A 9,564-nucleotide genomic window follows, 5' to 3' on the forward strand; every position below is an offset into this window, starting at 1 on the left:
CCAAGGAGCACGACAACTGTGACTGCCACCCACGTCAACGGCGTCGAGGTCTACGCCGTCGAGCCCTACCCGTCGCCAATTCCCGGACCCCACGGGGAGAAGCTCTACTTCAAGCAGACCGTCAGGATCCTGCTGGCCAACGGCCAGGAGTTGGCCGGCTGCGTGCACTGCGACTACACCAGCGAGAACTGGCGGTCGATCCGGCCCCACCTGGGCGGCTGCAAGGTCAAGAAGGCCAAGGAGGCCAAGGAGGCCGCGGCCAAGGGTTCGGTGCAGCCGGCCGCGCCCGCGCAGCAGCCGATCTGGATGGAGCGGGCCATGCCGACCATCAAGGAGCGGGAGGACTGGCCGATCAACCGGGCCAAGCCCGCGGCACGTCCGGCGCAGCCCGAGACGCCGGCACCGTCGGCCAGCCGCGCGGCGGTCGACCTCCAGAACATCCTGGACCGGCTCGCGACTATCCCCGAGTTGGAGGAGCGCGTCCGTCGCCTGGAGTCCGACCGGGACCGGTGGCGCAATGAGGCGATGGAGATGCGCGCCTTCGTCAACCCGCTGCTCACCAGGATCGACGGCAAGCCCCGGCGCGCCAACGCCAAGGTCGTCTTCTGACGGACGCTGCGCAGGCCTCGGTCGGCGTACGTTCGCCCGGCCTGCCGTGTAACAGCGGCAGGCCGGGCGACGCCTTACCCCTCATGCACCCTTCGGGCAGCCCACGAAAGCGAGCACCCGTGTTTCCCAGGCTCTTCCGTCGTAGCAGCACCCCACCCCCGACCCCGAGCACGCCGGCCGTCCGCGGCGACGGCGACGACGCCGACGAGCGCGCCCAGCTCGCGGTTGCCCTCGCTGACGCCCGCGCCGAGGCCGGCTACGGCGACCGCGACGTCATCGCCGTGTTCGCGGCCTACGTCGGCTTGCCGGACACCGAGGCCCGCGCCATGATCGCCCGCATCGAGGACCGGCGGTCCATCGGCGACGTGCCCGTCTGGGCGCTACAGGCGTACGCCTGGCTCTTCGGGCGCCGCGTGCGCCTCGTCGTCGAGGACCGCCGCATCCCCAGCGAGCAGGAGGCCGACCCGCATGGGCGCTGACCAGCTGTACAACAAGTTCGACGTCCGACGCACCGACGGCCGCGACCAGCCAGGCGGCGACAAGGAGGGCGCCCGGTACTTTGTGCTCGACTACGTCAACGATCCTCGGGCCCGGGTCGCGCTCGCGGCGTACGCCGACGTGGTCGCCGACGACGAGCCCGGCCTGGCCGCCGACCTGCGCGGCCTCGTCGCCGACGTCGTCGTACTCGGCCGACGCTGCATTGCCGGCCATGAGGCGATCGAGGCACTGCTCCGCCGCATCGCGCAGCGCGGAGCCGACGAGGCCCGCGACGGAGCCGGAGGCGGTCGGGTCGCGTTCGTCGTCGCCGTCGAGGGCCGGCACCTCGTCCGCCGGCACGTGGGGCCCGCGATGGACTGCACCACCTGCAAGTTCGATGTCGCCGCCGAGCTGGCCGCCGCGACCGAATGGGGCAGCGATGACTGACCCACTACGGACGCCAGAGCGCATCGCGTTCGCCGGCGACTGGCACATGAACCGCGACTGGGCCGCCGACGCGATCGGGTACGCCCGCGAGCAGGGTGCGGACGTCGTGATCCAGCTCGGCGACTTCGGTTACACCTTCGACGCCCGCTTCATGAAGACCTGCGAGAACGCGGCCCGGCTCGCCGGGATCTCCTTGCTGTTCGTCGACGGCAACCACGAGTGCTTTCCCACGCTCCTGCGCTACCCGATCAGGGAGAACGGGCTGCGGCAGCTCACCAGCCGCGTCTGGCACCTACCCCGCGGCGCCCGCTGGACCTGGGGCGAGCTGCGGTTCCTGGCGCTCGGCGGCGCGCACTCCGTGGACCGGCGGTGGCGCACCCCCGGAGCCGACTGGTGGCGGGAGGAGACGATCAGCGCGCCAGAGGCAATGCGGGCGGTCGCCGGCGGCCCTGCTGACGTGATGGTCACCCACGACTGCCCCGCCGGCGTGGACCTCGGACTACCCGAGCCGGGACGGTCGCCGTTCCCAGAGGTGGAGATCCGCGCGGCGAACCAGCACCGCGCCCTGCTGCGCAGCGTGGTCGACGAGGTGCAGCCCCGATTCCTGTGGCACGGCCACTATCACGAGCACGCCCACCGCAGCACCGTCGACCTCGGCTACGGGCCCGTTGAGGTGACGGGGCTCGACTGCGACGGGTCGCGCATGGAGCGCAACGTGCAGCTGGTCGATCTGGCTGAGCTACATTCCGTGGTCCATCATCGGTGAGAAGTGAGCCCAGTGGGGCCGGGAGGCGGGAGGGCGCGGGGTGACAACCATCGAGCAGCGCAAGCGGGGCCGACTCGCGCACCTCCTACCGCCGCCGCCGGCGCCGGATTCCGCGGCGGACGCGAAGGCCGGCATCCGCCGGACGCGAGTGGCAACCTGGGCCTTCCTCGCGCTCGCGGTCGGCACCGCCGCGCTGGAGTGGTACGCGGTCTATGGCGTCTCACTGCTCGGCGTGGTCCTGGCCAACGGGCGCAACGACTGGTACCGCGGCTGGATCAAGGGCTACGAGGCGCGCCGTCGGGAGCACCTGCGTCAGGTGAACGGCTAGATCCTCGCCTCCACCTTTCGGTCGCTTATCCGCGTTTGTCGTCGCAGACGAACACGCCCTTTCCTTGCTGGCCTTCTATCAGTCCGCGCTCACTGAGAATGCGCAGGGCGGTCTGCACCGTCGTCACGCTAACTTCGTACTGTTTGGCCAGCTCAGCGTAGGTGGGAAGACGGTCCCCGCCTTTCAGTTCGCCGGCCTTTATCAGTCCGGTTACGCCATCGACGACACGCACGTAGTCAGGTGTTCTGGGCACGGATACTCCTCGCTCGGCACCCAGATCGTGGCATGCGAAGTGGCGTACTTTGGCAGCAACCTTGACTTAGGTGTCTAACGCACCTACCTTGCACGCGGGGGGACCTTCGCTCGGCATGCGCAGACCGCCCCCGGCGCAGCGGTCGGCCCGCCGTTCCGACCGCTGCGTCCCCAGCTAACAGCTGAAGTGGAGATCATCCGGATCTCTGGAGGCAGTCTTCCGCGCGCCGGAATGGGCGTCGTCACGGCTGGCGGGGCCGCCGGCCTCGCGTGATACCAGCACCATCCACTCCTGAAAGGCGAACCATGTCCCACCAGCACCCCTCGCCGATGTCCCCGCCTGCGCCGCAGAAGAAGGGGATGTCGACCGGGCTGAAGGTCGTCCTGATCGGCGCGGGCCTGTCCGTGCTGCTGTGCGGTGGCGGCTTCGTCGCCTGCACGGCCTTTGTCGGCAAGGCGGCCAGCGACGTCAGCAAGGAGCAGGAGGCCAAGGTCGACCACGTCAAGCTGAAGACGTGCGAGATCGACTCTGCGGACTCGGACTTCCTGCCGAGCGTGAAGTTCGACCTGGAGGTGATCAACGCCAGCCAGAACCAGCACACCTACATCATCGACGTCTTCATCTACGACGCGAAGAACACCCGGGTCGGCAACACCACCACCCTCGTGTCCGACGTGCGCCCCGGCCAGAAGGCGGTCGAGGAGGGCTCGATCCTGCTGAGCCAGAAGGTCAAGGGCAAGATCAGCTGCAAGATCGACAAGGTTTCCTGAATGAACGCGAGGAAGATCGGCGCTCCAGCCTGCCTGCTGATGATCGCGCTCGGAGCCTCGGCCTGCGCCGACCAGGGGCAGCCCGACGCCCCGACGCCGAGCACGTCGGCCACGTCGGCGGCGCCGGCGCCGACCCGCTCTGAGATCCAGGTCGCCAAGCACTACCTGACCGCCGACGAGCTTCGCGCTGACATCGAAGCCAAGACGAACATCAACTGCGGCTCGTGGAAGCCCGTTGCTAACCCAATCGGCGCGCGGGAGCGGGCGGCTTGCACCGAGGGCATCGTGCTCAGCATCTACCGGAGCCGGAGCGATGCGAAGGACTCGGCTGCGTCCGTCGGCGAGATGATCGCCGGCACGCTGGAACAGAAGAGCATCCACGTCATCGGCGACACCTGGGGCGTGAACTGCGGCGACAACGAGGCGTGCGGCCGGGACGTCGCCGAGGCGCTCAAGGGCGAGGTTCTCGTCTTCACCCCCGAGTAGCGCCCGTAGGCCAGAGTCCCGGCGAGGCATGAGGTGTGGTCCCCACCGCCCCGCCGGGACTCTGCTCGTCCCGGTGCTGCATGTTCTTGCCGGACCCGGGCTGGAGACGTACGGTGCGCACCGTGCTGACCATGGCCTGACGGGCGCTCCCCTGCTAAGCCGGGAGATGGGCACGCCCCCGACTCCACCCCGCGTACCGGCATCCGTCCCCCCACCCCTGGAGGTGACCGACGTGCTCGACAGGCGTTAGACCCGTGCACCGTGCGCGGGCGGCCGAAGGACAGGTCGTCACATGTCCCGCACTGATGTCCACCGACCCTTCTGGGTCCAGGAGCGCGACCCGCACCTGCGCCGCGAGTTCCGGGTCGACCACAACCACTGGCAGTTCGAGCACTGGGACCCCGAGCGGCGGCAATACCTGGTCAAGCGCTCGATCCCCTGCGACCTGCACAAGCGAGAGGGCAAAACGCGCAAGGTCTGGACGCGCTGCGCGCCGACGTTCACCGGCACCCGCGGCTGCTGTGGGCTCTGCGCCGACCAGCCCCGCCGCAAGCGGCGCCGACGCCAGGAGCGCCACGGCTGGCGCCATCTGCGCACCGAGCTGCTCGCCGCGCGCCGAGGCGGCCACCACGACCTCGACGTCCCGCCGATCCGCGGAAAGGCCTGGTAGTGAGCGAGCGGCACACCATCATCCACCTGATCGAACACCTCGACGGCAGCATGTCGAGCAGGCGGTGGGTCCTGACGCCCGAGCGGGCGCACCTGGCCGCGGCGCCACTCGGCGACCCCACCTTCTCTGCATACATGGAGGCCGAGGCCCGTGCCCGGCTGATTCCCCTCGTCAACGAGGCATCCGTGGTGGTCGACCACAGGGAGGCGGCATGAAGCGCGCCACGAAGAGCGCCGACGAGGACGACGTCGCCGGCCGCGGACGGCGCTACTACACCTACCTTCAGCGCGCCGGTGTCGCGTCGGCCATCAAGCGGCGCATGCGCCGGCGCGAGCGGCGCGCGGGCAAGCCGGCCCGGCCCGCGCCGCCGGCGACATGCCGGCCCTACTACTGCCCGACCGTCGACGACTACGAGTGCTGCGGGTACCACTGCGGCTTCGATGTCTGCTGCAGTGCCCCCGAGCTGCACTGGCCGCTGACCCAGGCGGAGCGCTACCTCCTCCGGATCCTCGGTGAGCCAATTCCCGGAGAGTGACCCATGTGCCGGTACGGCCTGTTCAGCTCGATCAAGACCCACTTCGCCTGCGTCGCCCACCGGCGCAGCGCCAAGCATCCGATCGGCGCCGCGCCGCGCTGCCCTGACTGCCGCGAGCAGATGATCATTCTCGGCCGCGACTTCCACGCGCCGCGGCGCGCCGACATCCGGCAGTGGCGCAAGATCGAGGTGATGGTGCGGGCAGGCGTGCAGTCCTTCGACCCGCGCTGGCGCGAGGGCGGCCCATTGTTCGACTCGTGCGGCTGCGGCGGCCCAGGCTGGCGGCCGGCTACCCTCTCCGACGCCAAGAGTCACCTGCGGCGGCGGCGCTCCGACCGGCGGGCGCCGGCCGTTGCTCGTTTCCAGGTTCCGCGCTCTCGCCGCCGAGGCTGAAGGGCTCCGACCATCGGTAGTTGATCGAAGTCGACCGGTGCCGCCTCGCAAACTTTCTGTCACCGCAATGGGTGGTTCCTCTTGTGTGCCGATTGGCAAAGTGCCAAAGTGGAGGTTGCCGGAGCGCACGGTACCGGCACGAAAACTGCACCAGGCACCAAACCCAGACAGGATGCGGGCTGAACCAGACTTCATCAGCACCGTGAGGCTGCGGAGCCCGCGTCCCCCAGTTGGGCGCGGGCTCCGGCTTCCCCCGTGGCCGGGTCCGCGCCCGCAGGGCCGGACGCGGCGGCAGGTGAGCCGGAATCTCCCTGTCGCCGCGTCGCCCGCGGACGAGGGAGTGCGACATGCTGCGACTGAGGGCTCCGCGATGGTGGCGACTTCGCCGGCTTCGGCGCTGGCTTGATCAGGAGCGGCGTCGGCCGCCCCTCGGGCTGAGCGCCATCGGCCGCGCTTCCGTGCCCGCCACGCAGCCGCCAGTTCCCCCCATTGAGGTAATCGACGAACCGCTGGTGACCCTCGCCCAGATCAACCTCTACCGAGTGCCGGGGGTGCGGTCGTGACCGCCGCTCCCGCTCCCGTCCGCGACACAGTCGCCAACGCCAACAACACTGTCGCCTCCCACTGGCGGCCCGAAGGCGAGCCGTGGCAGCGCACCTGCCAGAGCTGCACCGACGACGGCTGCCCCGCCTACGACGACGCCATGCGGCAACTGATGGCTCTGCGCAAGCAACTGCTCCGCATCGGCACCGCGACCTACGGGGTGCGGTGAAATGCCCGCGCCGCTCGCAAGAGACGAGCGCGCCCGATTGATCAAGGTCGCCAAGCGGCGTGCCGCCAAGCACTGGCCCAACAAGGACGGCCGCTGCCCGGCCTGCAACCTGAAGGACTGCGAACCCTTCCAGACCGCGCAGCGATTCCTGGAGGCATACTCCGAGCCGCCCGACCCCATCCTCAAGGCCTGAACACCTCGACCCCGGCCACATGGTCGGGGTCGATCGCTACTCCGGGAAAGACTGCTGGTCGAGCCTCGGGCGCCCCCGCTTCTCTGGGGGCCAGTCTGCCTCCAGCATGGCCAGGGTTCGGTCAGGGTCGCGCCGCAGAGCGCGCAGCAGCGCGACGATCGCCGCCGAGAGCGTCTTCTCCCGCGCTGCGAGGATCGCCCGGACCTCGTTCTGGAGTTCGCGGGGAGCACGGGCGCCCACCTTCGGGTCCAGGTGCGCGTCCGGCTTCTGCTCTGCCACTCGGTCAGTCTGCCATGTGGGGTCCCATTTTCAGAGCAGTTCGCGTACCATAAATGGGGTCCCATTTTTTCCGAGCGATGAGGTGTGTTGCGTGACTGGCAAGATCGTCGTCTTCCAGGGGCTGCCCGCCTCCGGCAAGACCACCGAGGCGGAAAGGCTGCGGGAGCAACTGCGCGCCACGGGCATCCTCGCCTCGTGCATCAGCCGCAACGACCTGCGCGACGGCCTACACGGCTCCCGATCGCAGGAGGACGAGGCCGAAGAGCAGGTCACCCTCGCCCAGCACGCCGCCGTCGAGGCGCTGCTGCGCGCCGGCAAAACCGTCATCGTCGACGACACCAACCTCTCCGCCGAGGCCATCCGAGCCTGGGTGGCCATCGCCGTGCGCACCGGCGCCGAGCTGGTGCCCGACCAGCGCTGCCTGGCCGTGCCGCTGAGCGTGTGCATCCACCGCGACGTCATGCGCAAGGCCGAGGGTCGGCCGTACGTCGGCGAGGACGCCATCCGAGAGATGCACGACAGGTACCTCGCGCCGCGCAAGGGCAAGCTCCGGCTGCCAACCCTGGCTCCGATGCCGCCGGTGGTGCCGTACGTGCCGAAGCCCAGCGCCCCGGAGATCGTGCTCGTCGACATTGACGGCACCGTGGCCCTCAACCAGGGCGGGCGCTCGCCCTACGACATGACCCGGGTGAGCGAGGACGCGCCGAACCCGGCGGTGATCGCCGCGGTCCGAGCCATGCACGCCGCTGGTTACGGAATCGTGTTCTGCTCCGGCCGGGACGAGACCGCCCGAGCCGACACCCTCGCCTGGCTGAAGCGGCACGTCGACGTTCCGCACCTGGCGCTGCACATGCGCGCATACAAGGACAACCGGTCCGACGCCGATGTCAAGCGGGAGATCTTCGAGCGCGACATCCGGGACCGCTACGCGGTCGTCGGCGTGTTCGACGACCGAATGCAGGTCGTGCGCATGTGGCGCCAGCTCGGCCTGACAGTCTTCCAGGTCGCCGACGGGGACTTCTGATGCGGATCGTGCTGACCATCCTCGGCATCGGACTTGCCGCATCTGCGCTGGCGTGGGCAGGGTTCGCTGCCTACCTCAACCCCTTCCGCGGAGGCTACGACCGATGAGCCGCACCGACCAGACGATCTGCGAAAACGAATGGCTGTCCCTGCGGATCACGCGCGACCCGGCCGCCGGCGTCGAGGGCTACGTCTACTCCCACGAGAGCCGCTGCGCGGGCCGAATCGTGGCTCTGCTGCCGTATCGGCGCACTGACCGCGGCAACCAGTTCCTGCTCAAGTCCGAGATCACCCCGTGCTGGTCCTATGAGCCGGTCCTGTCCGCCATCACCGGCGGCTACGAGGGTGCCGACATCGCCGATGACGCGGTGCGCGAGCTGCTGGAGGAGACCGGCTACGCGATCTCCCGCGATCAGCTGATCCCGCTCGGCCAGAGCTATGCCAGCAAGTCCAGCGACACCGTCTACGACCTATTCAGCGTCAACCTGACAGGGCTGGAGCCCGGCGAGGCGAACGGCGATGGCACGCGCCTGGAAGCAGGGAGCCTGGCCGTCTGGCTGGGCAAGGATGACCTGCTCCAGGTCAAGGACCCGCAGGTGGCGCTGATGTACCTGCGCCTGCGCGAGCACTTCCTCGACCAGTTCTTCGCGGCGAGCGACGGCCTGGAGAACTGATCGTGATGCCCGGACTGCGAGGGGAGTTGGTGATGGACAGCGAGATGAGCCCGGCGGTGCGACGAGTGGCGGACGCTGCCATGCAGCTGAACGCCATGCAGGTTGGCATGACCGGCTGGGCCGACGGATCGCTGTCGGGCCTCCTGCGGCGCCTCGTGACCACGCTGGAGAGCGCCGTCGACGAGCTGGCAGTCGAGCGTGCCCAGGTCTACGACTCGGGTCGCCGGGACGCAGCCAGGGAGATCGCCTACAAGATCCGCGCGGAACTCGTCTGCTGCGACGTCTACGACCGCGACGCGCACACCGATCGAGCCGGCAAAGAGCACGCCATGTGCTTCTGGAGCGAGGCGTCCGCCCGCTTCGCTGACGTCGCCAACGCGGTGGAAACCCCGTCGTGACCACGGCCTCCCCGCGGTTCCTCGCCGAGAGCCGGGTGCGCACCGCCCGCCGGTACGCCGAGGCCGACATACGCGGCATCGCGCGCCCCGCCGAGGTGGCATGGCTGTACGAGAACCCGCTGATGTGGCTGCGCGCCCTGCACCGAATGCACCTCGACGTGCAGAACAGGATCGCACAGGACCGCAAGGACCTCAGTCAGCTCAAGCCCGGCCCCGGCGAGCGGGTCACCTCCGACTACCTGAACGCCAAGCGTGACTTCGACGCGCGGGCCCGCCGCCGGCTGCACTTCCAGCGGCTCGTCGAAGGCCGCATGGACGAGGTCAAGGCCCTGATCGACCCGCGACCCATCGGGCCCTACCTGATCATCGGCGACCTGGTCGACGCCTTCACCGAGATCTCCGAGATGGCAGACGCCGGCGACCTCGCCGCGGCAGCCGACAAGGCCCTCTACCACGCCCGCACCCTCGCCCAGCTCAAGAAGGCAGCCTGA

Annotated in this window: 19 protein-coding genes; 17 read left to right on the top strand and 2 right to left on the bottom strand. The window is 69.5% G+C overall.

Going from position 1 to position 9,564, the window contains the following annotated elements; translation table 11 throughout:
• The first annotated feature begins 18 nt into the window (after nucleotides 1-18).
• The 5 genes from ACGF5G_RS07810 (at nucleotide 19) to ACGF5G_RS07830 (ending at nucleotide 2,627) form a co-directional block, all read left to right on the top strand.
• A complete protein-coding gene (locus ACGF5G_RS07810; RefSeq protein ID WP_393259971.1) occupies nucleotides 19-609 on the top strand; it encodes a hypothetical protein in 591 nt (196 codons plus the stop codon).
• Nucleotides 610-728: 119 nt separating this feature from the next.
• A complete protein-coding gene (locus tag ACGF5G_RS07815) occupies nucleotides 729-1,088 on the top strand; it encodes a hypothetical protein (RefSeq protein ID WP_393259974.1) in 360 nt (119 codons plus the stop codon).
• A complete protein-coding gene (locus tag ACGF5G_RS07820) occupies nucleotides 1,078-1,533 on the top strand; it encodes a hypothetical protein (RefSeq protein ID WP_393259976.1) in 456 nt (151 codons plus the stop codon). Before ACGF5G_RS07815 ends, ACGF5G_RS07820 begins: the two co-directional genes overlap by 11 nt.
• Nucleotides 1,526-2,299 (top strand): metallophosphoesterase, encoded by a 774-nt coding sequence (locus ACGF5G_RS07825; protein ID WP_393259979.1) that lies wholly within the window; start codon nucleotides 1,526-1,528, stop codon nucleotides 2,297-2,299. The genes ACGF5G_RS07820 and ACGF5G_RS07825 overlap by 8 nt, the downstream gene beginning before the upstream one ends.
• A gap of 40 nt (nucleotides 2,300-2,339) precedes the next feature.
• Nucleotides 2,340-2,627: a hypothetical protein gene (locus ACGF5G_RS07830; RefSeq protein WP_393259981.1), complete on the top strand. Its 288-nt coding sequence runs from the start codon at nucleotides 2,340-2,342 to the stop codon at nucleotides 2,625-2,627.
• Nucleotides 2,628-2,652: 25 nt separating this feature from the next.
• Here the strand turns inward: ACGF5G_RS07830 and ACGF5G_RS07835 are convergent, their stop codons facing one another.
• A complete protein-coding gene (locus ACGF5G_RS07835) occupies nucleotides 2,653-2,880 on the bottom strand; it encodes a winged helix-turn-helix domain-containing protein (protein WP_393259983.1) in 228 nt (75 codons plus the stop codon).
• Nucleotides 2,881-3,209: 329 nt separating this feature from the next.
• Between ACGF5G_RS07835 and ACGF5G_RS07840 the strand changes: the two genes are divergently transcribed.
• The 8 genes from ACGF5G_RS07840 (at nucleotide 3,210) to ACGF5G_RS07875 (ending at nucleotide 6,699) form a co-directional block, all read left to right on the top strand.
• Nucleotides 3,210-3,650, top strand: a complete 441-nt coding sequence (locus ACGF5G_RS07840; protein ID WP_393259986.1) for a hypothetical protein — start codon at nucleotides 3,210-3,212, stop codon at nucleotides 3,648-3,650.
• A complete protein-coding gene (locus ACGF5G_RS07845; RefSeq protein WP_393259989.1) occupies nucleotides 3,651-4,136 on the top strand; it encodes a hypothetical protein in 486 nt (161 codons plus the stop codon). It abuts the gene before it with no gap.
• 292 nt (nucleotides 4,137-4,428) lie between these two features.
• Complete coding sequence (locus tag ACGF5G_RS07850; RefSeq protein ID WP_393259991.1) at nucleotides 4,429-4,806, top strand: hypothetical protein; 378 nt, start codon at nucleotides 4,429-4,431, stop codon at nucleotides 4,804-4,806.
• Nucleotides 4,806-5,021, top strand: coding sequence for a hypothetical protein (locus ACGF5G_RS07855; protein WP_393259994.1), 216 nt, complete (start codon nucleotides 4,806-4,808; stop codon nucleotides 5,019-5,021). The genes ACGF5G_RS07850 and ACGF5G_RS07855 overlap by 1 nt, the downstream gene beginning before the upstream one ends.
• Nucleotides 5,018-5,341 carry a hypothetical protein gene (locus tag ACGF5G_RS07860; protein WP_393259997.1) on the top strand — a complete coding sequence of 108 codons (324 nt, stop codon included), beginning with the start codon at nucleotides 5,018-5,020 and terminating at the stop codon, nucleotides 5,339-5,341. The genes ACGF5G_RS07855 and ACGF5G_RS07860 overlap by 4 nt, the downstream gene beginning before the upstream one ends.
• Nucleotides 5,342-5,344: 3 nt before the next feature.
• Nucleotides 5,345-5,734 (top strand): hypothetical protein, encoded by a 390-nt coding sequence (locus ACGF5G_RS07865; protein WP_393260000.1) that lies wholly within the window; start codon nucleotides 5,345-5,347, stop codon nucleotides 5,732-5,734.
• Nucleotides 5,735-6,293: 559 nt separating this feature from the next.
• Entirely contained in the window at nucleotides 6,294-6,506 is a 213-nt protein-coding gene (locus ACGF5G_RS07870; RefSeq protein WP_393260003.1) for a hypothetical protein, read from the top strand.
• 1 nt (nucleotide 6,507) lies between these two features.
• Complete coding sequence (locus ACGF5G_RS07875) at nucleotides 6,508-6,699, top strand: hypothetical protein (RefSeq protein ID WP_393260004.1); 192 nt, start codon at nucleotides 6,508-6,510, stop codon at nucleotides 6,697-6,699.
• Between the two features lie 36 nt (nucleotides 6,700-6,735).
• Here the strand turns inward: ACGF5G_RS07875 and ACGF5G_RS07880 are convergent, their stop codons facing one another.
• Nucleotides 6,736-6,978 carry a hypothetical protein gene (locus ACGF5G_RS07880; RefSeq protein ID WP_393260007.1) on the bottom strand — a complete coding sequence of 81 codons (243 nt, stop codon included), beginning with the start codon at nucleotides 6,976-6,978 and terminating at the stop codon, nucleotides 6,736-6,738.
• Between the two features lie 91 nt (nucleotides 6,979-7,069).
• Here ACGF5G_RS07880 and ACGF5G_RS07885 point away from each other — a divergent pair, with 91 nt between their 5' ends.
• From ACGF5G_RS07885 to ACGF5G_RS07900, 4 genes are all read left to right on the top strand, one after another.
• A complete protein-coding gene (locus ACGF5G_RS07885) occupies nucleotides 7,070-8,002 on the top strand; it encodes an AAA family ATPase (protein WP_393260010.1) in 933 nt (310 codons plus the stop codon).
• A 103-nt stretch (nucleotides 8,003-8,105) separates the two neighbouring features.
• A complete protein-coding gene (locus tag ACGF5G_RS07890) occupies nucleotides 8,106-8,675 on the top strand; it encodes a hypothetical protein (protein WP_393260012.1) in 570 nt (189 codons plus the stop codon).
• 32 nt (nucleotides 8,676-8,707) lie between these two features.
• Nucleotides 8,708-9,073: a hypothetical protein gene (locus tag ACGF5G_RS07895; RefSeq protein ID WP_393260015.1), complete on the top strand. Its 366-nt coding sequence runs from the start codon at nucleotides 8,708-8,710 to the stop codon at nucleotides 9,071-9,073.
• Nucleotides 9,070-9,564, top strand: coding sequence for a hypothetical protein (locus tag ACGF5G_RS07900; RefSeq protein WP_393260017.1), 495 nt, complete (start codon nucleotides 9,070-9,072; stop codon nucleotides 9,562-9,564). The genes ACGF5G_RS07895 and ACGF5G_RS07900 overlap by 4 nt, the downstream gene beginning before the upstream one ends.

Origin of the sequence: Micromonospora sp. NPDC047730, assembly GCF_043204765.1 — a bacterium.
GTDB lineage: Bacteria > Actinomycetota > Actinomycetes > Mycobacteriales > Micromonosporaceae > Micromonospora.